Origin of the sequence: Paenibacillus sp. FSL K6-0108, assembly GCF_045040695.1 — a bacterium.
GTDB lineage: Bacteria > Bacillota > Bacilli > Paenibacillales > Paenibacillaceae > Paenibacillus > Paenibacillus pabuli_B.
On sequence record NZ_CP150288.1, the window covers coordinates 159,988 to 183,808 of the forward strand.

Below are 23,821 nucleotides of genomic sequence, written 5' to 3' on the forward strand. Positions count from 1 at the left end.
AGGCTCAAATAAACATTTGCACGATAACGGAGAGGACAGAAATAACCTGAAGAAGTGAAACGTTCGCCTGAAAGCTTTCTGAAAGAAAGCTGCATCGGAAGCATACGCTATCCCCGGATTTTCCCTTTAAAAAAAGGATCAAAAAAACTGGGGATAACAGTGATCGTTAGGTTGTTCTGTCATCGGAGTGGCTAGTGTAAATATTCTAAGTTGAACTTATACAGGTATACGATCATCAGGAGAGAGGAAGAGGAGCATGCTGGCAAAAAGAATCATTCCTTGTCTGGACGTGAAGGACGGCCGGGTTGTCAAAGGCGTTAACTTTGTCAATCTCCGCGATGCGGGTGATCCGGTGGAGCTGGCGGCGCTGTATGACCGCGAGGGTGCGGACGAACTGGTGTTTCTCGATATCTCCGCTTCGGTGGAGGGCCGCGAAACGATGGAAGAAGTGGTGCGGCAGACCGCAGGCGAGATCGCCATTCCTTTTACCGTAGGTGGGGGAATCTCCAAAGTGGAAGATATGAAGCGCATTTTGCGTGCAGGAGCGGACAAGATTGCGGTAAATACGGCAGCTGTGCTTAATCCTCAGCTGATTGCAGACGGAGCACGCCGCTTTGGTTCGCAGTGTATCGTCGTTGCAGTAGACGCCAAGTATAATGAGGCTTGGGGCGAATGGGAAGTGTATACGCATGGTGGACGTAAACCTTCAGGGATCAAGGCGTTGGAGTGGGTTAAACAGGCAGAAAATTTAGGTGCTGGTGAAATTCTGCTGACAAGCATGGACGCGGACGGAACGAAGGACGGATTCGATCTGAAACTGACCGCAGCGGTATCCGAATCGGTACGTATTCCGGTGATCGCCTCGGGTGGTGCGGGTAAGGAATCCCACTTCTATGATGTGTTCACGACAGGCAAAGCGGACGCAGGACTAGCGGCAACGATATTCCATTACAAAGAAATCGCCGTTCCGGCGTTAAAACAACATTTGAGAGAGCAAGGGGTGGAGATTCGTGACTAACGTAAACAATGAGATCAAGGAGCAGTTATCTTTGGAGCAGGTTGTAGAACACATTCGCTGGAGCGATGGTTTGGTACCTGCCATTGTGCAGGATGCAGAGACACGCCAAGTTCTGATGATGGCTTATATGAATCGGGAATCCTTGAAATTGTCGCTGGAATCGGGTGAAACGTGGTTCTGGTCACGCTCGCGCCAAAAGCTGTGGCACAAAGGGGCAACCTCAGGCAATGTGCAGACAATCACTTCCTTGAAATACGATTGTGATGGTGACACCTTGCTGGTTGAAGTGAAGCCGAACGGACCTGCTTGCCATACCGGAGCGGTGACATGTTTCCATAATGAAATCGTGGGCTTGCCAGAGCACTCCGCAGACCTGACTTCAGGTGGTTCTAGTGCAACTGCTGAAAGTGCTAGCTCCGATAGTCGTTTTGAAGTACTGGCTGAACTGGAATCGGTTATTGCAGAGCGTGAACGCGAGCGTCCGGAAGGCGCATATACGACGTATCTGTTTGATAAAGGCGTGGATAAGATTCTGAAAAAAATCGGTGAAGAAGCGTCCGAGACGATCATTGCTGCCAAAAATAAAGACAATGACGAGCTTCGTCTGGAGGTCAGTGACCTGATGTACCACCTGCTCGTTCTGCTGCAAGAACGCAAGCTGCCGCTGGATGACATCATGTCAGAGCTGAGCCGTCGCCACGAGCGGCCTCGCCGCGATTAGGAGGCGAGCCTGTGCTTATAGACTATCATACACACCATGAGCGGTGTGGTCATGCGGTTGGCAAGCTGGAGGCTTATGTGCAGCGCGGGGTAGAGATTGGGCTGTCACAGATTGGGCTGTCGGATCACATGCCTTTGCTGCACGTAGACCCTGCTCACTATTATCCTGAGATGGCAATGCCCATGGACGAGCTGCCGCGTTATGTGGAAGAGTGTTTTTCTCTGAAAGAGCGGTATCGTGGTCAGATCGATGTACGTGTCGGTCTGGAAGGCGACTATATTGAAGGCTGGGAGACCGAAATTCGGGCCATTATTGAGAGGTACCCCTGGGACTATGTGATTGGGTCGGTTCATTTTCTCGGTGAATGGGACATTACGGATTTTCGCCAGACCCATCATTGGGAAGGCAAAGACGTACTGGGAGTCTATCGTCAGTACTACGATGCTGTGAGCAAAGCAGCAGCGACGGGAATGTACGATATTATGGGTCATACGGATGTCATCAAACGCTTTGGCTTCACTCCGGCACCAGAGCAGACGGAAGAGCGTATAGCCCTGGAAAATGCAGCGTTACAATCTATCGCAAAAAGCGGCTGTGCCATGGAGCTTAATGCATCAGGATTATCGAAGCCCTGCGCAGAGATGTTCCCTGGTCGTCGGATGTTAACGGAGGCCATTCAATTGGGGATTCCACTGACGCTTGGTTCCGATGCACATGATCCACTGAAGCTGGGCGATTACCTGCCAGAAGCCGAGGCGCTCTTGCGTGAGCTGGGCTGTACGGAGGTAGCTGTTTTTGAAGGCCGACAGCGCTCGTTCCTTTCTTTAAATGTATAAGGCAGTGGAGTATAATGAGGGTAGGAAATAACCTTTTTAGAGGTAGTTCAAAAGGTACTGAAAATCGGTTTTTTTGAACATTCACTTTTAGACTAATAAGGGATTATATAGGGACTTCAACCCTCGGGAGGGCATTATGCAGCATTCGTTACGTATTTTTTCCGGTTCATCGAACCCTAAGCTGGCAGAACAGGTATGCGACAAGCTGGGTGTACAACTAGGCAAGATCAAACTGTCCCGGTTCAAGAGCGGAGAAATATACGTTCACTACGAAGAGACGATCCGCAACTGTGATGTGTTTCTGGTACAATCATTATCTCATCCGATCAATGAGTTGTTTGTTGAACTGCTCGTCATGATCGATGCTGCCAAAAGGGCTTCTGCCCGTACGGTAAATATTATTGTCCCCTACTACGGATATGCCCGTCAAGAACGCAAGTCTGCTCCTCGTGAGCCGATTTCAGCCAAGATGGTTGCGGATGTGTTAACTACCGCCGGAGCAAACCGGGTAGTAACCATTGATCTGCATGCAGCAGCAATTCAGGGATTCTTCAATATTCCAGTGGACCATATGACATCATTGGACCTTATTAGTGATTATTTGCTGAGTAAAGGGATTGAAAATCCAGTGGTTGTCTCCCCTGATGCGGGACGAGCATCGATGGCGGAGAAACTGGCGAATCGTCTGGATTCCCCTTTTGCCATTATGATCAAGAAACGGCCAAGTCACAACGAATCGATCATTACGCACGTCATTGGGGATGTTGAGGGTCGAACCCCGATCATTATTGAGGACCTGATTGATACCGGGACGACAATTCTCAATGTTGTTGAAGGGTTGAAGGAGCGAGGCTCCAAAAACGTATATGTATGCGCAACACATGGTCTGTTCTCGGATGGAGCGTTAAGTAAGCTCAATCATCCGTCTATAGCCGAGGTGGTGGTCACAGACTCCATCGCGCTACCTGACGATCATCCTGAATGCTTCAAAGTGTTGCCGGTAGCTCCAATGCTTGCACGTGCTATTCGCATTATTGTGGATGGCGGGTCTATGGCTACACTTTTCAAAGATTCAGGGATTTAATCATGAAGCACAGACTTGTGCGAATCCGGGTTAACTGTGCCGTGTTTGAGTAGTTTGCTGCTCAGCACGGTTTTTTGTTTTTATGATAATGAATGAGGGTAGAGAGCGGGATGAGCTAAGGAGAAGGAGACAATTGATTCCTGCCTTACTGCCTGGAGGCATGTGCTATAATAACTTAAACTTGATTTTATGGCTGCGTGTATGGGAGAATCCAATTTCAGAGATGTAACTGATGTGATGAACAGTAGAACCACGGCTATTATACAACGGTGTCGTGGAGTGAGGAGTGGGGTCTATTGTCCCGGACTTGGTATTATCGTTTACTGTTTTCTTATTTTCCTATTTTCTTTCTTACCATGACCGTACTCATTTTTATCGCTTTTGTTTTCATTAATGACGTCTCCAGGGAAGAAACAAGGAAAGCAGACCGCATCTCCTCCAGCTATTTGGTGGATAGTCTGGACCGGACGATCCGGGATATTGAGCTTTCAGTGACGGAAGCAGTGCAGAGTGAACAAGCCTATAAGTATTATTTTAATAACCAGCATCAGATGGGCAAAGAGACCATATATAGCATTGCACAAAGCTTGCGTGAGCTAACGAATTCCAACCCTTGGATTCAATCGATTTATTTGTATGACAAGAAAAATGAAAGCGTTTTAACATCGAGCGGTTCCAAGGATGTAGACAGCTTTTCAGACAAGGCATGGATCGACCGGATCAAGTCCGGTTCGCTTACTCCAGGCTGGCAGCCTGTCAGGGAATACGATGCAGGCGTTAATCAGCGCACGCCTATTCGGGTATTGACGGTGGATAAGGATATGCCCCTGCCATTCGGCTCTGATGGGGCGCTTGTCATTAATATCAAGATGAGCAGCATCGAGCAGAGTATTGATAGTATGGTCAATGGACAGCTTTCATTCATGCGTATTCTTGACCGTGACGGTCAGGTTGTATACGATGCGCATTCAGATCGCGAAGGTGCGGCAGAAGGACAAGAGCTGAACACCCTTTCGCTGGAAAGATTGGGTTGGACAATCTCCAGTGGGATCAAGGAGGGCAACCTTTATGGTTGGGTTTCCGTGGTCTCCTATGTGTGGGTGATCATTGCGATTGTGACAGTTATCATTGCGATTGTCTATATCATCTATATCACCCGCCGCAACTATAAACCCATTCAAATCATTATGAACCGGATAGAGGCACACCAGATTCGGGCACTGGAACAGTCAGGCTCTCGTACCGATGAGATGAAACTAATCGATGGTGTGTTGGAAAATCTGATCAACCACATGATGGATTCGGATAAGAAAAGCAGAGAAAACGTGCTGCTGCAGCGCAGCAAACTGTTTAACGATCTGCTGAATGGAGAAAATCTGGATCATGCGGTAGAACGATTAAAGGACCTCTCCCCGTTAACTGGTATGGATACTTCGTCATGCTTCGCTGTTGTGGTGGGCGAAATCAACCGTTATGAAAAGGGGTTCCAGGAACAGTTTACAAGAGGTGAGCAGAACACGCTTAAATTTGCGCTAATGAACGTTCTGCAAGAGCTCTCACGCAATGCGGGTATGCAATGCTGGACGGAATGGGTCAGCTCGGATCAGATTGCGATTCTTTTCTTGTCCACAGATAGTAGCCCAGATATGACGGAGCAGATTCGCCTGGTTGCAGAGGAATGCCGATCCTGGGTTGAGCAGAATCTGCGTATATCATTGAGTTTCGGTATCGGACCGATCGCAGAGGGCATCAAGGCCATTCGGGAATCATACGCGGCGGCTGAGACTGTGATGCACCGCAGATTGCTGAGGGATGGGGATGTTGCTCTGGCCGGATACGGAGAAAACCAGCAGCAGCTGCTTGATACCTATACCTATTTGCAGATGATAGCTGATTTTGTTAAAAGGTTTCGGATGTCGAGCAGTCAGTGGCGTGATCAGCTGGAGGAGATTTTCGCGGCTTTCGAACGTGATAAGCTGCCAGATGATGAGATTCACTCCTTGATTCAAGCGATGCTGCAGATGCTCAGCCGGGAAGTAGCGGTCATGTCCGAACAACTGCAGGAGAAATTATCGGAGGAAAACATTAACAAGTGGTTGATGCTGATAAAAGAAGCGGAGACACTTAAAGGTGTCAAAGACATTCTTTTTGATGACCTGACGGACCTGTTCAGAACTTATGTGTCAGTAACGGAAACCAAGAGCTATAAAGCGATGGTCAATGAAATGAAAAACTATATCGAAGAACAGTTTGCCAATCCTGATCTTTCACTGAAGCATCTGAGCGATCGATTCCAGATTACCGGCAAACATGCGAGCTATTTGTTCAAGACAGAATTCAATATGAAGTTTGTAGACTTCCTTACAGAATTGCGGATGAAGGAAACGGAACGTCTACTACAGAAGACAGATCTTTCATTGCAGGACATTGCCCTGAAGGTGGGGTATGCCAATGGAATTACCTTGGGACGTGTATTCAAACGGGTTGCGGGTATTACACCTGGAGACTATCGCCGTATGAAACGTGAACATCGCGACAACGAGTCGTAAACACAGACTTAAGAGGTTACATTATGGCAAGCAATCGGGTGGAATTCATGCGTACTTCTCTCAGGAGAAGACGTGTAGAAGTCCACCTTTTTGCTGTGGGTATAAACCATTAATTCCGCTTGAGGACTGTGCTTATGCAAGAACCCCCTGATTTATGCCTGTTTTTGCCCCTTTTACGAATATAGGCAGTGTATGAAAATGGTTTATTGTATCTGATTACAGTTGAACCGGAGAGGGGAACGATTGAGTAACGACGACAGCAGGCACCGCGGGCATTAACAGAGCAGCGAAGAATATAGTCAGTCTGCGAAAATCGTCACAGAAGATAAACTATTATCCTTATGTAAGCGTTTACGAAACGAGTTTATTGCAAGGATGCGCAAAGATGTGGAATACTCTGGGCAAGCTTTAAACATTCACGCATAGCCAAAGGGGATGACAAAATGACAAGAAAAGCAACCAAGGGGAGTCTCAAGAAATGGATGGGTTTGGCGCTTACGATGGTAATGGGCGTTTCACTACTTGCGGGGTGCTCGTCTGCATCAGATCAAGAATCAGCAGAAGGTGGCGCATCAGGCAGTGGTGAGCGCGTTACCTTAAAGGTGGAGATTTTCGATCGTGGTAACAGCCCTTCGCCTTACACCATTACGAACAACTATCTATCTAAAATGATTCAAGAGAAGTTCGGCGACCCCAACAACATTGATGTGCAGTTTGTACCCGTTCAGCGTTCAGAGGAAGTCACCAAGCTGAATGTCCTGATGGCGAGCAATACAGATGTCCCCGATATTGTCTTTGTCTATGACTCCAGCGTGTTTTACCGCTATGCCCAGCAGGGCGGACTGACGGATGTTGGTGAACTGATTGATCAGTATGGACCAAATCTGAAGAAGTTCCTGGGTGAAGATACATTGAAATTCGGGCAAGTGGAAGGGCAACAGTTCGCCGTCCCGGGTAAACGTGCAATCACAGGCAGATATAGCTCTTATATTCGTCAGGATTGGCTTGATAAGCTGGGATTGCCGGTGCCGAAAACCACAGATGAACTTTATACCACTTTGAAAGCGTTTAAAGAGAAGGATCCTGGCGGGCTTGGCAGCAAAAACATCCCAATGGGTATGGCGCTTGCACCGGCTCAGTTCGAGACACTGATCTATTCGTTTATTAAGCCGGTAAGTGGAGATCTGACTTATGGCCAACGTTATGAATTGCCTTTGCATGAAGGCTTCAAAGACTCGATGAAATTTCTGAACAAGCTCTACAATGAAGGACTGATCAGCAAAGACTTCAGTTTGGATGAAGATAAAACACAGTTAGGTAAGGACATACAGAATGGTAACGTAGGTTATTGGTCTGAAGATGTCGATGCCATGTTCTACGGAGACGGTACACTGGATAACTTGCGCAAAAATGTGGACGGCAGCGAGGTACTGCCGGTTGATGTATACACGAATCCGAATGCAGATAACAAACACATCAAGTCCCGCTACGGAACAAACGGAATGTATATTATGATTCCGAAGAGCAGCAAACGTTCTGTAGAAGCCATTAAATATTTGGACTGGATGGCCTCCGGCAACAACCTGATCGATATCTACAGCGGTGTGGAAGGGGAGAACTATGATCTGGTAGATGGCATTCCGGTTGTGAAGGACGATGCATCCCAGGAAGCGAAGGATCGTTTGTTCAACGCAGGGGATACAGCGATTATTTCGAACGGTAAAAATATTGGCGATCAGGCAACGAATGAAAAAGCATGGATTCTGGGCTTTCCGAAAAACAATCAGGATTTGTTAAAACAGTCGATTGATATTGCCAACACAGACACGGTGGGACCCATCATCTTTGACAAACCGATTGAGGCGGAGATGAAGTACAGTACAGCGCTCAAAGACAAGCTGAACGTCATCATTGTTAAAACAGCGATGGCGAAGCCAGAAGAATTCGACGCGGTATATGAACGGGAAATGAATGATTTCATGTCCCTGGGCGGCACAGAGCTGAAGAAAGAGCTTGAAGAAGCCTTAAAGTAACTTACTGCAAAGTAAACCATCTTATTCTTTCATGATTTGCGACAGATAACCCATACAACTGCTTAACTTTGAAAGAAACGTGTGCCGCCGGGTTGGCGGCACTGCCGTTTCTTTGCTGATAGGAGGAAACCGACATGACCTTCACATACTTGAAAAGGTATTGGCAATTGTACGCACTGATTTCCTTGCCTCTCATTTACTTTTTGATTTTTCGTTATGGACCGATGTACGGTGTGCAGATCGCCTTTAAAGACTTCAACCTGTTTCAGGGTATCAGCGGCAGTGAGTGGATCGGTTTCGATGCGTTTCGTGAGGTATTTGGGATGCGAGACTTCTACACCACATTACGTAATACCTTTATGCTGAATTTTCTTGATCTGATCGTTTCGTTTCCTGCTCCAATCATACTCGCCATTATGCTCTATGAAGTTCGATTTAAGTGGTTCAAAAAAATATCGCAGACGATTCTGTACATTCCTCACTTTATCTCGTGGGTCATCATCGGGGGGATTGTATACCAATTGTTCGGCAATCAATCCGGTATGGTTAACGGAGTACTGGAGAGCATAGGCTTAAATCCGATACCATTTTTGACAGAGAAAAATCCCTGGCTTGTTACGTATCTGTTCACAGGTGTCTGGCAAAGTGCAGGATGGGGAACCATTTTATATCTGGCCGCATTAACCGGCGTGAACAGGGAACTGTTTGAAGCGGCTGAGATTGATGGCGCAACGCGGCTGAAGAGAATCTGGCATATCACGCTGCCAAGTATCAAACCAACCATTGTCACCTTACTTATTCTTAATCTTGGACATATGGTCAGCATCGGTTTTGATCGTCCTTATATTATCGGTAACACGGCCGTTCGTGAATATTCGGATGTACTTAGTACCTTTGTATACAGGGTCGGTCTTGAATCAGGACAGTACACGCTCGCAACCGTTGTTGGGTTGTTCCAGGCTGTTGTGGGACTGATCTTCGTACTCGGCTCCAACTATATTTCGAAGAAGGCAACCGGTGAAGGTATTTTGTAGATGCTCAAAAAATGAAAGATACGCCAATCGGCTTATTTGTATAGACCATCAGTAAAGGAGTTGTGCGCAGATGAGTGAACGCACCTCGAACCGGATTTTTGATATCGTTAATATCTCCTTTATCACCCTGTTTGTTATATTCTGTCTGGCTCCATTTCTGCACACGATTGCGATATCGCTCAGCTCAAACCGGGCAATTACATCAGGTGAAGTGACCATATTCCCCAAAGGGTTCAATTGGGATGCGTATATTCAGGTGTTTTCTGATCAGTCGATGATCTATTCACTGGGTTATACGACTCTTCTTACGATCGTCACTACAGTGCTGTGCATGATGTTCACGCTCGCTGCGGCTTATCCGTTGACCAAGAAAAAATTGAAAGGTCGCAAGCTCTTCATGTATGTGATCATCATTACGATGTTCTTCAGCGGCGGGATCATTCCCGAGTACTTGCTCATTCGTGACCTGCACTTGCTCAATTCGGTTTGGGCACTGATTCTGCCGGGTCTCGTAAGTCCGTTTAACCTGATTATCCTGATATCGTTCTTCAGGGGCATACCGGAAAGTCTGGAGGAATCGGCAGAGATTGATGGTAGCTCACATATTCACACGCTCTTTAAAATCATCTTGCCCTTATCCATGCCTGTGCTGGCTACTTTGGCCCTTTTCTATGCGGTTGGACGATGGAATGGATTTCAGGATTCCCTGATGTACATCAATGATCCGAAGCTGTACCCACTACAGCTGAAGCTCTTCCAGATGGTACAGAATAACATGGTTAGCGAGCTTACACAGATGGAGGGGGCGAACCGTACACCTTTAACTCCGGAAAGTCTCAAGGCCGCCACTGTTGTCTTCGCAACCGTACCGATTCTGCTTGTCTATCCATGGCTGCAAAAATATTTTGTTAGCGGTGCCATGCTTGGGGCAGTCAAGGGTTGATGTATACGAAACCTGTTATATTGTCGGCAAGATGAACTGCCATGTACAGGATCTGCTTGTATTCCGGCCGAATCAGGAAGGGCAACCGCAGGTCGTTGGCACATCGGCAAATGCATTCGTTTGGAGGGAATACACATGTACAGGCAACTGGTGGACAGCAATGACAAAGCAGTGCAAAGGGGGATATCCCGACAGGAAATTGACCCGGAAAGCCGTTATTATGGAGGAACGATTGATCCCTCTACAGGCATTGCCTGGGTTAACCACACGACCGGAACACCTACGGATATGTGTTACTGGGGAGCGGCAATCGCCAATCCCGATTCGATCTTTTATCGGGATGAAGATCTGTTAAATCGTCTGCAGCTTGCATCGGAGTACGTACTCCGCAATCAACATGGAGATGGCTCCATCTCCCCCGGTTGGACCAATTCCCATTCTCCGCCGGATACCGCATTTCTTGTCGTGGGATATTCCCAGTTATATCAACTGCTTCAGCAGCAGGACTGGGAGCCATTGCAGCCTGTACTGGCCAATATGCGCTTGTTTCTGGAACGAACTGTTCCAGTCTTGCTGACTGGAGGCTGTCATACGCCGAATCATCGCTGGGTGCTATGCGCGGCGCTCGGTTTCCTGCATCAATTGTTTGACTTGGAGGAAGCTGTGCAGCGTGCAGAGCAATGGCTGGCTGAAGGGATGGATATTACGCCTGATGGGGAGTGGACGGAACGAAGCAACGGAATCTACAGCGCGGTTAGCGACATCATGCTGATTCATGCGGCACGGCTGTTGAACCGTCCCGAATTGCTGGACCCGGTGAGACTCAATCTTCGTATGATGGTGTATCTTGTACATCCAACAGGTGAGGTGGTTACGGATTACTCAGGTCGCCAGGATTTGGGGAGCGTACATGATTTATCACCGTATTACTTGCCGTATGCCATTTTGGCTCGGTTGGACGGTGATCCGATCTTTGCCGGCATGGCCGATTGGGCTGGAGAAATGTTAACAGATCCCGGCGTCTGCTCGGTCAATGCGCTCGTCCGGATGCTGCTGGAGCCTGAGCTTCAGCAGCAGGCAGGTAAGACACACGAACAGCTGCCTGAGCGGTACGAGATCATACTGAACGAACGATTTGTGCGGGAGGACTATTTACAGCGAATGGATTCGGCAGGACATCATGGACGCATCTCACACAGCCGGTTGCATACGGACTTCGGCGCACCTGTAGCACGTATTCGTTCCGGTAATACAAGTGCGACTGTAATGACCGAGGTGCCTTCATTCTTTGCCCTTCGTCATGGTGCGGTACGTCTGCTGGCCGTTCAGTTGGCTTCCTATTTTAATCCAGGATATGTGCCGATGCAGCACATGTCTCGATTGCCAGCAGGTTACCGCCTGACGGGCGAACAGAAGAAAGGCTATTACGGTCCGATTCCGGATAGCCAACTGCCTGAGACGGCGAGAACAGACATCAGTCCGTGGTATTTGTTGCCCCATCAGAGTCGAGCGCTCACCCATGAGCAGACATTCCTTGTACAGACGGAAGTACTACGAACGGAAAATGGCTGGACACTAAAACTGGCAGGAGATCAGCCAGAGCAGATTATGGTGCAGCTGTCTTTTGTGTTCGGAAGCGAGGGCGAGCTTTCCCAGGGGGAATTGCTTGAGACGGATGAAGGCCATTATCTGTGGAAGAGCGGCACATTGCGTTATTCCTGTGGAGATGACTGGATTGAGCTGACCGGAGGCGAGGTGGGGCATTTGGCAGCAACCGTACGTGAAGCAAAGCTGCCTAATAATTGTAAGGTTGTGCTGGTTAACTTTATGACCCCTTTCCACAAGACGGTTCATATCACTCTATCGCCATCCATGGCGTTGAAGCTGTAATTCTGATGAATCTCTTTATACGAAAGAGTACAAGAAGCAAAAAGATGACATTTCATTCGAAAGGGATGAGAAGTGTCATCTTTTTGCGCATTTTTGGCATAAACGACATGAAACTACATCTTGAGAAGTGGGCCTTAAGATGTGGTATACTGGAGAGTATGAATGAAAGCAAAGAGGAGGTGCCTTGGAAGATGAAGGGCAAGCTACTGCGGGCTGAGGGACACCTTGCCAATGTTATACCGATTCACTTGGATGCTTCTTTCTTTTTTGAGAGAGCTGTCCGCTCGCTGGACCGTAATCACGTCGACAAGGCATTAAAATATTTTCGTAAAGCTGTTGAATATGAACCGGAAAATCCGGTGAATCATTGTAATATGGCGGGTATATTATCAGAGAAGGGGGATTACGAGGCTTCCAATGCCGTTCTTGCACATGTGCTCGACGTGGTAGATCCGTCCATGACGGAATGTTATTTCTACATGGCGAACAATTATGCGAATATGGATCGGTTTGAAGAAGCTGAGCAAGCGCTTGTTACGTATTTGGAGGAGGATACCCAAGGTCAGTTTATGACGGAAGCCGAAGAGATGATGGAGCTTCTGTATTACGAGCTGGATCGACCAGCCAAATTGAACCGGATCAAATCACGTAAAGGTGTCGTTGAGCACGATCAGGCGCGGGAATTGTTGGAACAAGGGAAGTTTGCACAGGCGGCTGAGCTGCTGGAAGGCATGTCACCCGATTACCCTGATTATTTGGCTGCTCGCAACAACTTGGCGCTTGCCTATTATTATATGGGGCTGTTCCCCAAAGCAAAAGAGACGATTGCCGAGGTGCTGGAGCAGGAGCCTGGTAATCTGCATGCGCTATGTAATCTCGCGATCTTTCATCAGAACGAGAATCGAGTCGACCAAGTGCTGCTTCTGATCAAAAAATTGCGTGTCATCGTGCCGTTCCAGCACGAACAGGTCTACAAGCTGGCTACCACGATGGGTATTCTGGGCCAACATGATACGGCTTATGTACATTTCCGTCGCCTGTTGAAGGATGAAGAAACCGCTGCGGACCCGGCTCTCGCCCATTATGCAGCAGTCGCGGCTTATAATACGGAACGTTACGATTCCGCTGAACGTCTGTGGCGTCATGTGGGCAAGCTGGACCCGGGTTCGGAAGTATCCCGGTACTATCTATCAGGTCTTGAGGCTGTGAGACAGGGAGAGAAAGATCCGGAGAAACTAAGCTATCACTATCATCTGCCATTTGACGAGCAATTCAGACAATGGGAGAACTATGGCAACGGCATACCTGAAGAGATGAAAACTGATCCCTTGATCCGTTCCTCTTTCTTCTGGGCATTGCGACATGGGGATCGGGCAACCAAGCTTCAGGTCATTCATGCCCTTGGCATGATCGGTGATTATGAGGTGCAGCAGGCACTGCAATCCTTCATCCAGGAACCTGGTGAAGAGCAGGAACTGGTGGAAGCCGCTCGTTCCGTATTAAACGGTCTGGATGCAGAAGGAGCTGAGCAGGATGAATCTTCTGTTCTGCGGCCGCTAACTGCATTGAGCAATCGCACCATTCCGAAGATGGAGTCGATGACGGAACAAGCGGAGACGAAGCCTTCATCGCATTGGCAGGCGGTCGTGGACCGGGCGTTACAGATGTCTGAAGCCAAAGCCGAATTGCAGCAAGAAATGGAGCGGCTGTGGACCGACTATGTATCTCGCGTACACCCGGAGGTGCCTGGCGCGAAACAAATTGAAGGCTTGGCTGCAGGATTGGAATATCTGGCTGCCAAAATTCACAGTCGTCCAGTGACCTACCAAAGCATAGCCGAACGGTATGGCATATCAGCTGCCACAGTCAGCAAATATGCACGGCAAATTAATAAAGTGTGCAATTCCAACCCACCGGTCCAGTAAATGTTCCTTGAAATTTCTCGCTTGGGGATAGACTTCATTGCGTGAAGGATACATAGGCCTGGAAAACGGGTAAACTTAACGATAGGTCTCGACATGCCTGTAGGATATCATCATAGCAAGTTAATCGCCACTCAACACACTCTCAACCTTATTAAGGAGGCTGTATCTATATGTCTAAATACAGAACGATTGTGATCGGTACCGGACCTGCGGGTCTGACAGCAGCGATATATCTGGCTCGTGCTAATCTAAACCCACTGGTAATCGAAGGTCTTCAGCCGGGCGGTCAATTGACGACAACAACGGAAGTTGAGAATTTCCCTGGTTTCCCGCAAGGCATTATGGGTCCGGAACTGATGGACAATATGCGTAAGCAAGCGGAGCGTTTTGGAGCTGAGTTCAAAAATGGCTGGGTGGAAGAAGTGGATTTCAGCAAACCGCCCTTCAAGGTTAAAGTTGGAGGCATCGGTGAACTGGAAGCCGATTCGATCATTATCTCTACCGGCGCTTCGGCCCGTTATCTCGGCATTCCGGGAGAGCAGGAAAATGTGGGACGTGGGGTAAGTACATGCGCCACATGTGACGGATTCTTTTTCCGTGGTAAAAAGATCGTCGTTGTTGGCGGTGGAGACTCCGCTATGGAAGAAGCCAGCTTCCTGACCCGTTTTGCAACAGATGTTACCTTGGTCCACCGCCGGGACGAATTACGTGCATCGAAAATTATGCAGGATCGGGCTCGCAGCAACGAGAAGGTGAAATGGGCTTTGAACCGTACGCCACTCGAAGTGGTGCCTGAGGCTCTTGGCGTTAAGGGGCTTAAGGTCCGCAATAACGAGACCGGACAGGAAGAGCTGCTTGAAGCGGATGGCGTATTCGTTGCGATTGGACATACACCGAATACGGGTTTTCTGGGTAACCAGATTACTTTGGATGAACATGGCTATGTTGTTGTTAAACCGGGTACCACCGAAACCAACATTCCGGGTGTATTTGCCTGTGGTGATGTCCAGGATACGAAGTATCGTCAGGCTATTACAGCAGCAGGTTCAGGATGTATGGCAGCAATGGACTGCGAGAAATTTCTTGAAGGCAGCATTGTACATGACTGGAGCGAAACACTGGATAAGTAAGCATGAAAAGGATATGATCTGGCATAAATTAAGTATAAGAGACAACGGGAAGTCTCATGATGTGAGAAGCCGGAAGGCTTCTCTTTTTTTGAAACCAAAATGGGCATGAGATCGTATACATAATGGGCATATTAGCTGTGAGGTGAAGACTTTGGGGGAAATGATAAAAGATTGGTTACAGAATGCAACAGTGCGGCGATTTTTGATCCTGCTGTTGTTTTGTTTGGTGCTTTTCAGCATGGGGAGTATGCTGCACATGATTTTGCTGTTATTCCTGGTGACGTATGTCATGAACAGGCTGCAGCATTTTATCACAGAGAAGTTAAATCGTTTATTTCCGGTTAACTATAAAGTCGTAGTCATTCTGCTCTATCTTATCGTTATTGCAGCCATTGTACTGGGCATCTCCAGGTATTCACCACGAATTGTGGATCAGGTTGTTCAGTTAACGAATGAGATCATGAAGTTCCTTGATACTGCTGACGGAGATAATTTTGCTTCCAAAATTGCAGGTTATCTTCAATCGTTCGATATCAAAAACTATACCAACGACGCACTGAAGTATATTTTTGCGTTAAGCAAATGGTTGGAGTTCATTCTGCTGGTCATTATCCTGAGTCTGTTCTTCTTGTTGCAGAAGCGGGAGATTTCCAAGTTCACCTCCAAGTTCAAAACAAGCAAGATCGGCTGGTTCTATAATGAAGTGGCTTATCTCGGAGATAAATTTGTCTCTTCTTTTGGTAAAGTGATCGAGGCACAGTTGTTGATTGCAGTGTTCAATACAGGTTTGACGATTCTGGGATTATGGATACTCGGTTTCCCGTATTTGTTCGCCTTGACCATTCTGGTATTCATGCTGAGCCTGGTACCTGTTGCGGGGGTTATCATCTCACTGATTCCACTGTGTCTGATCGGTTATCAACTGGGTGGATTACAGCTCAGCGTTATCGTGGTCATCATGATCATTATCATTCATGCGCTGGAGACGTACTTCCTGAATCCAAAGCTGATGGCACACAAGACCAAATTGCCGATGTTCTACACGTTTATCGTACTGATCCTGTCTCAACATTTCCTGGGGATCTGGGGACTCATTATCGGTATTCCCATCTTTGTCTTCCTGCTGGATATTCTGGACGTCAACAAGATGGAGAAGACGGAAGAGCCCGTGCGTGTGGAAACGAAGTTGTGACCAGTTGCTGAATAGCTGCTGAAGGTAACGGTTTTAGGTAATGTTCATAAAAGTAGAGAAACGCCTTCTGTTATTGGGAAGGCGTTTTTGCGCCGTTAAGGCTAAGGGTTGCAACAACTGAACCACGGGTGAGCTCATCTTGAATCACGTCCTTGTTCTGTTCTATAAGATATTTCCATCTTGCCGAACTGCCTGAGACGTAATTAGTAAGGATTGTCATGAAATTCAGATGACAATTGTCATCTTTTACGCATGGAACGAGTGGAGATGCAATATCATGAGTTGAGGATTCCTCCTATATGGAGGAAGGAATAGAGCTTGCGTTTTTAATAGAGACAAATGAGGTTGTATACGTATTCAAAAATAGCCTGTGATGTTGTTCACAATAGCGAGGAAGCTAATCACAGCAAAGGTCTTATCGTCTTGACCCAGGCGTATCCTTCAATTATAGTTGGTACGTAGGATTAAACTATTATAGATAGATAAAGGTGGCTTGTAGCATGTCTGAGAAAATCTACGTTGGGGTCGATCTCGGCGGAACAGCAATTAAAGTCGGTATATGTGATGAACACGGTCAGCTTATGCATACGTATGAAGGACCGACTGAAGTGGATAAGGGCGTTGACACGGTCATTGCCAACATCGAGAAGTATGTCCGTCATATCGTTGCCGAATCGCCATATAGCTGGGAACAGCTTGTAGGTGTGGGAGCGGGCGTGGCCGGGTTCACCAATGTACGCGAGGGAATTATCGTTCTTGCCCCTAACATCGGATTTCGGAATGTAGCCATTCGTTCGATTCTGGAAGAACGTCTGGGCAAGCCGGTCAAAATAGATAACGATGCAAACGTGGCTGCACTGGGCGAAGCCTGGGCAGGCGCTGGTAAGGGCGTTGACAATTGTGTATGCTATACGCTTGGTACAGGCGTTGGCGGCGGACTGATTCTGAATGGCAAGATCTATCAGGGTTTCTCCGGTATGGCTGGTGAGCTCGGTCATGTCAGTGTTGTCCCTGATCTGGAAGCAATCCAGTGTGGATGCGGTAAAATGGGATGCGTGGAAACTGTATCTTCGGCAACCGGTATTATTCGTATGGCCAAAGACGCTGTAGAGCGTGGAGATCATACATCACTGGCACTCGTCGACAAGATTGCAGCCAAGGAAGTATTTGATGCAGCCAAAGCGGGCGATGAAGTTGCGCTTCGTATCGTCAACCGTGCAGCGTTCTATCTGGGTAAATCAATGGCGGCTGTAGCGGCTGTGATTAACCCTGAGATGTTCATTATCGGTGGCGGAGTATCCAAAGCGGGTAACATTTTGTTTGATGAAGTGCGTGCTGTATTTGCGAAACTGACACCTGAACCGCTGCAAGAAGGGGTTACAATTCTCGAAGCAACGTTGGGCAATAATGCAGGGATTGTTGGCGCGGCTGGTCTTCTCTTGCGTTCCTAGTAACCTCGTACGTAAAGTATAATCCGACAGCAATATGATAAGGAGGGGACAATTATGCTTGAAGGTGAAGTATCACCGGGCACAGGCGCCACGCTCATTATCATTACGGGCATGTCCGGAGCAGGCAAGACGATTGCAGTACAAAGCCTGGAGGATCTTGGTTTTTTCTGTGTGGATAATCTTCCACCAGTATTGATTCCAAAATTCGCGGAGTTGATTGAACAATCGAACGGCAAAATTGGCAAGGTCGCACTGGTTATTGACCTTCGCGGGCGTGAGTTCTTTACGGCTTTGTCCGAGTCACTGAACTATATTAAAGATCATTTTACCATTCATTGCGAAATATTATTCCTGGACGCGACAGACTCTGTATTAGTCCAGCGCTATAAAGAGAGCAGACGCAGACATCCGCTTGCACCTGAGGGTATGCCGCTGGATGGCATCCGGCTGGAACGTAAAATGCTGGAGGAACTTAAAAATTCCGCGACTCAAGTACTGAATACCAGTACGATGAAGCCTGCTCAACTGAAAGAGCGCATCATATCACGCTTTTCTCATCTGGAAAGCCATATGCTGTCGGTAAATATTACGTCATTTGGGTTCAAATACGGTATTCCAATTGATGCGGATTTGGTATTTGATGTTCGTTTTTTGCCAAATCCGCATTATATTGAACATTTACGTCCGAATACGGGACAGAATAGTGATGTATATGAATATGTTATGAAATGGCCGGAGACGCAGGCCTTTCTGACCAAGCTGCTGGATATGCTGCATTTTCTGATTCCGCAATACCGGAAGGAAGGCAAAAGCCAGGTTATTATTGGAATCGGCTGTACCGGAGGCAAGCATCGTTCGGTAGCAATATCGGAATATTTGGGCAAAATGTTGGGAAGCAGCGAAACTGAGGCTGTCACCGTGAGCCATCGCGACGCCGACCGGGACCGTCATTGAAGAGGGTGAAGGGATGAAAGAAGCCGGACCACGAAGAGAACGTCCGAGAATTGTAGTAATGGGCGGCGGAACCGGATTATCCGTGATGCTGCGCGGTTTGAAGGAAAAGCCGCTGGACATCACGGCCATCGTGACGGTGGCGGATGACGGAGGAAGTTCGGGCATCCTACGTAATGAGTTGCAAATGCCGCCTCCGGGCGACATTCGTAACGTACTTACGGCGCTTGCTGATGTAGAACCGTTATTGTCGGATATGCTGAATTATCGCTTCAACACAGGCGCGGGGCTTGCAGGCCACAGCCTGGGTAATTTGATTTTGGCTGCAATGACGGATATATCGGGCGACTTCGTAACCGCTGTGCGGGAACTTAGCCGCGTGTTTGCCGTTCGGGGTGAGGTGTTGCCCGCAGCAGGGCAGGCCGTTATTCTGCATGCAGAGATGGAAGATGGCTCAATTGTTACGGGCGAGTCCAAGATCCCTGAAGCTGGACTGAGGATCAAACGCGTTTTCCTTGAACCGGATCACGTGGAGCCGTTGCCAGAGGCTGTCGAGGCCATTCGTCAGGCAGACGCTATCCTGATCGGACCGGGTAGTCTTTACACAAGCATTCTGCCCAATCTGCTTGTGCCTAAGCTTGCTGAAGCTGTTGTAGAGGCTGACGCTATGAAAATGTTTATTTGCAATGTGATGACACAGCCGGGAGAGACGGATAATTACACGGTGAGTGACCACCTCAAAGCTGTACATGAACATGTTGGGCACCAAATTTTTGACTATGTCATTGTAAATAATGGTGAAATTCCGCTGCAAGTGCAGAATAAGTATGCGGAAAAAGGAGCTAAACCGGTTGTGTTGGATATGGATGTGCTGAAAAGTTCCGGTTATCAAGTCGTTGCGGATACGTTGGTCTTATTCCGAACCTATCTGCGTCATGATGCCGACAAACTGAGCCATCACATCTACCAGCTTGTACAAAATTGGATGTTACGGAAGAGGTGAAGTCCCATGTCGTTTGCAGCACAGACCAAAAAAGAACTAACGATGATTGAAAGCGAACCGTGCTGCGAAAAGGCGGAACTTTCAGCCCTCATCCGTATGCTTGGTGCGGTGCAGTTATCGAATAAAAAAGTCATCTTGGATATTTCGACGGAGAATGCCGCCATTGCAAGACGGGCATACTCTCTGCTTAAAAAGCATTTTCAAGTGCATACGGAATTGCTTGTCCGCAAAAAAATGCGGCTGAAAAAGAACAATGTGTATATTGTTCGGATTCCGACCATGGTACAGGAGATTTTAAAAGATCTGTTCATTGTTTCTGAAGGATTTCTGTTTACTCCCGGGATCAATGGAGAGCTGTTTAACAAAAACTGCTGTAAACGTGCTTATCTTCGCGGAGCATTTATGGCAGGAGGCTCAGTGAACAATCCAGAAGGTTCATCTTACCACCTGGAGATTGCATCCATGTATGAGGAGCATTGTCAGGCCCTGGTGGATCTGGCGAATGAATTTCATCTCAATGCCCGGTGTATAGAACGCAAAAAAGGATTCATCCTATACATCAAGGAAGGCGAGAAGATCATTGAGTTGCTCAGTATCATTGGAGCACATCAAGCCCTTTTCAAGTTCGAGGATGTACGTATCATGCGAGATATGCGTAATTCTGTCAATCGAATCGTCAATTGCGAGACGGCTAACCTGAACAAAACGATTGGAGCAGCAGTCAGACAGATCGATAATATCAAATTGTTGCAGAAGGAAGTTGGCCTGGAGTCGCTGCCCGAAAAGCTTCGTGAAGTGGCTGAAGTCAGACTCGCCCATCCGGATATCAACTTGAAGGAAGTAGGCGAACTGCTTAAGGGTACAGTCAGCAAGTCCGGAGTGAATCACCGGCTTCGCAAGATTGATGAGCTGGCAGAAAAGGTTCGTACCGAGCGTTACGTTTAATATTAAGAAGAGGACGGCTCAGGTGTAATGAGGTGATGTAAAAAGGCTAAAATGGGTCATAATAATGACATCCCAATCACCCTGAGTTTTTTCTTCTAGTGTCCTGCTCTGGTTATATGGTATAATGTTATAAATATAATTGTGTATTTAATGTCCAGATTTCATAATAGGGGGTAAGTTTCCATGACAAAGCACCCGGTAGTTGTCCGTTTGAAAACGGGTCTCCATGCCAGACCTGCGGCACTGTTCGTTCAAGAAGCGAATAAGTACTCATCTGAAGTGTTCGTCGAGAAGGACGACAAAAAAGTAAATGCAAAAAGTATCATGGGGATCATGAGCCTTGCAATCAGTACTGGTACGGAAATCCAGATTAGTGCAGAGGGCGCGGACGCCGAACAGGCTGTAAACGCTTTAGTTAGTCTGGTTAGCAAGGAAGAGCTTGAGAACCAATAAGATATGATTTGAACCAATGAAGAAGTCCCGAAAGGGGCTTTTTTGCGTTTTAAGGCTGTCAAGTGCAACATTATGGAATTAAGCCCGTCTGTTAGGTATCAAATCGATTTGAGTTAGAGATGTTAAAACTTGAGGAGGCTAACGTGATGAGTAAATTATGGATGAAACCGCTTGGCGCGGTGATGGTCGCAGGTACATTGCTAGTAGGGGGTACTGCGTGGGTGGCACCTAGTAATTATGCATATGCTGCTGAGGTACAGGGGGTACAGCAAAACATGATTAACGTTGTGGGTACAGGTGAGATTCAGGTAAAGCCTGACATCGCTTATCTTTCCATCGGAGTGAACAGTACGGCAGATACCGCAGCCTCTGCACAAAAAGCGAATGCAGCGAAAATTCAAAAGGTTAGCAATCTGCTGAAAAGTACGTGGAAAATCAGTGCGGATGATATTCAAACCAGCCAGTTCTACGTACAGCCTAACTACACGTATAGCGATAAAGACGGACAGAAGATCAAAGGGTACACAGCTCATCACACGCTTACTGTAACTTACCGGGAAATGGACAAGATTGGTGAACTCCTGGATGCTGCATCTCAAGCAGGTGCAAACAACATTGAAAATGTGCGTTTCACGGTCGAAAAACCGGAGAACTATGAAGCTCAAGTGATTGAGAAAGCTGTTGCTAATGCCGATGTAAAAGCTGGAGCGATTGCAAAAGCAGTTAAACGCCAACTGGGTGCTGTTCTTTCTGTAAGCCAAGGCAACGCTAATGTACCAGTATTCTATGCAAGTGAGTCTCTGATGTCCCAAGCGAAGTCAGAGGCAGATGGCGGTACAGCCATTGAAACGGGTCAGGTTAAAGTAAGCACAACGCTGAATATTACTTATGAAATGAAATAAGCAAAATGATGATTGCCGAAGGTCCGTTAAAGAGATGCTCGGGCGGGCGAAAGGCAATAGTGACAAAGACGTTGTCCAATGGACAGCGTCTTTTTTTGTTGTAAAGGCAAACTTTGATGAAGTTTGAAAAGAAAAGATGAAATATGACGAAATATATTGCTGATATTTGGTATCTTTTTTGTCCATTTGTTCGTAACAAAACCTTCATTATACGCATCTGGATTGAACAACATTGTAACTGGAGCTGTAAACCTTTCCGGAATTGGGTTAATTATAATAAAGAGGTGAGCGTATGAGGCATACGATCAAATCAGGATACATACGCAAAGACACTCAAATTTGAATTCGAGAGAGGAGTTATATATATGACATCATGGAAAAAATGGACTAGTGCACTACTGGCGGCAGGAATTATTGTGGGGAGCGGGGCTGTATGGCAGGATAGTTCCGTACAAGCAGCTTCGGTATCGACAAAAGTGACAACACCTACGGAGGTAACTCTGAAATCGGGAGGCAAAACGCTTACTCAAAAAGGACTCCTTCAAGGTGGCTCTACTTGGGTATCGCTTACTGCGGTGAAAGATGTTGCAGGTGGAAGTTTGAAATATGATGCAAAGGCTAAGGAGTACGCCTTAACGGCAGCTAATAATACGATGACGATCAGCATGATTGATGGGGCACCGAGTGTTAGAATTAACAACTACTACCCACAATTCGAAGCGAAGCTGATTAATGGCCGTTTGTATGTTCCATTTTCTGCAATGAGAGATTATTTGGGTGTTCAGGGCAGCTGGGATGGAAAAGCCAAGACATTAACGCTGAGCAAAGTGAAGCAAAATAGCGTAACGGTCAAAGCGGCAACAGTAAAAGTCAGCATCAAGAACGCTGAAGTCGATATTCAATATCCTCAGGTAAGCGGACTGGCTAACGATAAAGCAGAAGCGGCAATCAATAAAGTGCTCAAAGATGAAGCCAATGCTTTTGTAGCAGATTTCAAAAAACAAACCAAGGAATTAGGCGACGCAGCAGCTAACCGTCCATATGCATTTGAGAGCACTTATGTCGTGACGTACAATGAAAATGGTGTGTTGGGTCTGGTTACTCAGCGTTATGAGGACTACGCTGGTGCACATGGCATGACGACTCGTTCAGGACACACCTTTGCCCTGGATTCTGGTAAGGAACTGAGTCTGGACGATGTGATTCAAAATAACAAAACCGTGCGTGAAACGGTGAGCAAAAAAGTGGGAGATCAGCTTAAAGCTCGCGGTGGATATCTTGAAGGTTATAAAGGTCTGAATAAAGATCAGGATTTCTATGTAACTCCAACAGGTGTAGTTGTATTCTTCCAGTTGTATGAGTACACAGCTTACGCGGAGGGTTTCCCGGAATTCACATTCACATATAAAGAGTTGCTGCCTAAAGGCACAGCGCCATTTAGTGGCTTAACGTCCAGCAAGTAAGAGTATCGGAAGTATCAGTCATTCCTTAAGTAATTCATTGGATATCTTGAACTCTAACGAACCTGTTGCATCTTATAAGGCTAGATATGAGGCTTGGGATATTGTAACGAATCTTAGAGAGGCTATGGAGTGAAAAAACGGGGAAATCGAAAGAAAACGGGCACATTTAGCAACGATAACATTTCTGTGATTCGTTAGAATTCCATTTCGTTGAAATGATGGTCAATAGCGTGTGCTCAGTTCGTCAGATGTGATGTACGTTAATATTAGCTGTGTTCGTGTTGTTGTAGTGTCCGTC

Annotated in this window: 19 protein-coding genes; all 19 read left to right on the forward strand. The window is 47.1% G+C overall.

Annotation, left to right across the window (positions count from 1 at the left end):
• Positions 1-256: 256 nt before the first annotated feature.
• Positions 257-1,018 carry an imidazole glycerol phosphate synthase subunit HisF gene (hisF, locus tag MHB49_RS00785; RefSeq protein WP_405154664.1) on the forward strand — a complete coding sequence of 254 codons (762 nt, stop codon included), beginning with the start codon at positions 257-259 and terminating at the stop codon, positions 1,016-1,018.
• Positions 1,011-1,739, forward strand: a complete 729-nt coding sequence (gene hisIE / locus MHB49_RS00790) for a bifunctional phosphoribosyl-AMP cyclohydrolase/phosphoribosyl-ATP diphosphatase HisIE (protein WP_405154665.1) — start codon at positions 1,011-1,013, stop codon at positions 1,737-1,739. The genes hisF and hisIE overlap by 8 nt, the downstream gene beginning before the upstream one ends.
• An 11-nt stretch (positions 1,740-1,750) precedes the next feature.
• Positions 1,751-2,575, forward strand: a complete 825-nt coding sequence (hisJ, locus tag MHB49_RS00795; protein WP_247900220.1) for a histidinol-phosphatase HisJ — start codon at positions 1,751-1,753, stop codon at positions 2,573-2,575.
• Between the two features lie 136 nt (positions 2,576-2,711).
• Positions 2,712-3,659, forward strand: a complete 948-nt coding sequence (locus MHB49_RS00800; RefSeq protein ID WP_090904967.1) for a ribose-phosphate pyrophosphokinase — start codon at positions 2,712-2,714, stop codon at positions 3,657-3,659.
• A gap of 296 nt (positions 3,660-3,955) precedes the next feature.
• Positions 3,956-6,208 carry a helix-turn-helix domain-containing protein gene (locus MHB49_RS00805; protein WP_405154666.1) on the forward strand — a complete coding sequence of 751 codons (2,253 nt, stop codon included), beginning with the start codon at positions 3,956-3,958 and terminating at the stop codon, positions 6,206-6,208.
• Positions 6,209-6,651: 443 nt separating this feature from the next.
• Positions 6,652-8,241 carry an extracellular solute-binding protein gene (locus MHB49_RS00810; protein WP_405154667.1) on the forward strand — a complete coding sequence of 530 codons (1,590 nt, stop codon included), beginning with the start codon at positions 6,652-6,654 and terminating at the stop codon, positions 8,239-8,241.
• Between the two features lie 134 nt (positions 8,242-8,375).
• Positions 8,376-9,275, forward strand: coding sequence for a sugar ABC transporter permease (locus MHB49_RS00815; RefSeq protein WP_090904972.1), 900 nt, complete (start codon positions 8,376-8,378; stop codon positions 9,273-9,275).
• Positions 9,276-9,345: 70 nt separating this feature from the next.
• A complete protein-coding gene (locus tag MHB49_RS00820; protein ID WP_247900223.1) occupies positions 9,346-10,218 on the forward strand; it encodes a carbohydrate ABC transporter permease in 873 nt (290 codons plus the stop codon).
• A gap of 135 nt (positions 10,219-10,353) precedes the next feature.
• Positions 10,354-12,108, forward strand: a complete 1,755-nt coding sequence (locus tag MHB49_RS00825) for a hypothetical protein (RefSeq protein ID WP_405154668.1) — start codon at positions 10,354-10,356, stop codon at positions 12,106-12,108.
• A gap of 191 nt (positions 12,109-12,299) precedes the next feature.
• On the forward strand, positions 12,300-14,033 hold the full coding sequence (locus MHB49_RS00830) for a tetratricopeptide repeat protein (protein ID WP_405154669.1): 1,734 nt from the start codon (positions 12,300-12,302) through the stop codon (positions 14,031-14,033).
• Positions 14,034-14,203: 170 nt separating this feature from the next.
• On the forward strand, positions 14,204-15,163 hold the full coding sequence (gene trxB / locus MHB49_RS00835; protein WP_405154670.1) for a thioredoxin-disulfide reductase: 960 nt from the start codon (positions 14,204-14,206) through the stop codon (positions 15,161-15,163).
• 160 nt (positions 15,164-15,323) lie between these two features.
• Complete coding sequence (locus tag MHB49_RS00840) at positions 15,324-16,355, forward strand: AI-2E family transporter (RefSeq protein ID WP_348773237.1); 1,032 nt, start codon at positions 15,324-15,326, stop codon at positions 16,353-16,355.
• Between the two features lie 500 nt (positions 16,356-16,855).
• Positions 16,856-17,806 carry an ROK family glucokinase gene (locus tag MHB49_RS00845; RefSeq protein WP_405154671.1) on the forward strand — a complete coding sequence of 317 codons (951 nt, stop codon included), beginning with the start codon at positions 16,856-16,858 and terminating at the stop codon, positions 17,804-17,806.
• A 54-nt stretch (positions 17,807-17,860) separates the two neighbouring features.
• Positions 17,861-18,760, forward strand: a complete 900-nt coding sequence (gene rapZ / locus MHB49_RS00850; RefSeq protein ID WP_053782949.1) for an RNase adapter RapZ — start codon at positions 17,861-17,863, stop codon at positions 18,758-18,760.
• Positions 18,761-18,773: 13 nt separating this feature from the next.
• Positions 18,774-19,760: a YvcK family protein gene (gene yvcK, locus MHB49_RS00855; RefSeq protein WP_247900233.1), complete on the forward strand. Its 987-nt coding sequence runs from the start codon at positions 18,774-18,776 to the stop codon at positions 19,758-19,760.
• 6 nt (positions 19,761-19,766) lie between these two features.
• Entirely contained in the window at positions 19,767-20,705 is a 939-nt protein-coding gene (whiA, locus tag MHB49_RS00860; RefSeq protein ID WP_405154672.1) for a DNA-binding protein WhiA, read from the forward strand.
• Positions 20,706-20,888: 183 nt separating this feature from the next.
• On the forward strand, positions 20,889-21,158 hold the full coding sequence (locus MHB49_RS00865; RefSeq protein WP_017691248.1) for an HPr family phosphocarrier protein: 270 nt from the start codon (positions 20,889-20,891) through the stop codon (positions 21,156-21,158).
• 146 nt (positions 21,159-21,304) lie between these two features.
• Positions 21,305-22,060, forward strand: coding sequence for an SIMPL domain-containing protein (locus MHB49_RS00870; RefSeq protein ID WP_405154673.1), 756 nt, complete (start codon positions 21,305-21,307; stop codon positions 22,058-22,060).
• Positions 22,061-22,425: 365 nt separating this feature from the next.
• Entirely contained in the window at positions 22,426-23,523 is a 1,098-nt protein-coding gene (locus MHB49_RS00875; RefSeq protein WP_405154674.1) for a PdaC/SigV domain-containing protein, read from the forward strand.
• Positions 23,524-23,821: the final 298 nt, after the last annotated feature.

What these genes read in the sequence shown, in the direction of transcription:
- MHB49_RS00810 (WP_405154667.1), top strand. Translation starts at nt 6,652, where the DNA reads ATGACAAGAAAAGCAACCAAGGGGAGTCTCAAGAAATGGATGGGTTTG.
- MHB49_RS00875 (WP_405154674.1), top strand. Translation starts at nt 22,426, where the DNA reads ATGACATCATGGAAAAAATGGACTAGTGCACTACTGGCGGCAGGAATT.
- rapZ (WP_053782949.1), top strand. Translation starts at nt 17,861, where the DNA reads ATGCTTGAAGGTGAAGTATCACCGGGCACAGGCGCCACGCTCATTATC.
- MHB49_RS00845 (WP_405154671.1), top strand. Translation starts at nt 16,856, where the DNA reads ATGTCTGAGAAAATCTACGTTGGGGTCGATCTCGGCGGAACAGCAATT.
- MHB49_RS00820 (WP_247900223.1), top strand. Translation starts at nt 9,346, where the DNA reads ATGAGTGAACGCACCTCGAACCGGATTTTTGATATCGTTAATATCTCC.
- yvcK (WP_247900233.1), top strand. Translation starts at nt 18,774, where the DNA reads ATGAAAGAAGCCGGACCACGAAGAGAACGTCCGAGAATTGTAGTAATG.
- MHB49_RS00815 (WP_090904972.1), top strand. Translation starts at nt 8,376, where the DNA reads ATGACCTTCACATACTTGAAAAGGTATTGGCAATTGTACGCACTGATT.
- MHB49_RS00825 (WP_405154668.1), top strand. Translation starts at nt 10,354, where the DNA reads ATGTACAGGCAACTGGTGGACAGCAATGACAAAGCAGTGCAAAGGGGG.
- MHB49_RS00830 (WP_405154669.1), top strand. Translation starts at nt 12,300, where the DNA reads ATGAAGGGCAAGCTACTGCGGGCTGAGGGACACCTTGCCAATGTTATA.
- trxB (WP_405154670.1), top strand. Translation starts at nt 14,204, where the DNA reads ATGTCTAAATACAGAACGATTGTGATCGGTACCGGACCTGCGGGTCTG.
- hisF (WP_405154664.1), top strand. Translation starts at nt 257, where the DNA reads ATGCTGGCAAAAAGAATCATTCCTTGTCTGGACGTGAAGGACGGCCGG.
- MHB49_RS00800 (WP_090904967.1), top strand. Translation starts at nt 2,712, where the DNA reads ATGCAGCATTCGTTACGTATTTTTTCCGGTTCATCGAACCCTAAGCTG.
- MHB49_RS00840 (WP_348773237.1), top strand. Translation starts at nt 15,324, where the DNA reads ATGATAAAAGATTGGTTACAGAATGCAACAGTGCGGCGATTTTTGATC.
- whiA (WP_405154672.1), top strand. Translation starts at nt 19,767, where the DNA reads ATGTCGTTTGCAGCACAGACCAAAAAAGAACTAACGATGATTGAAAGC.
- MHB49_RS00865 (WP_017691248.1), top strand. Translation starts at nt 20,889, where the DNA reads ATGACAAAGCACCCGGTAGTTGTCCGTTTGAAAACGGGTCTCCATGCC.
- MHB49_RS00870 (WP_405154673.1), top strand. Translation starts at nt 21,305, where the DNA reads ATGAGTAAATTATGGATGAAACCGCTTGGCGCGGTGATGGTCGCAGGT.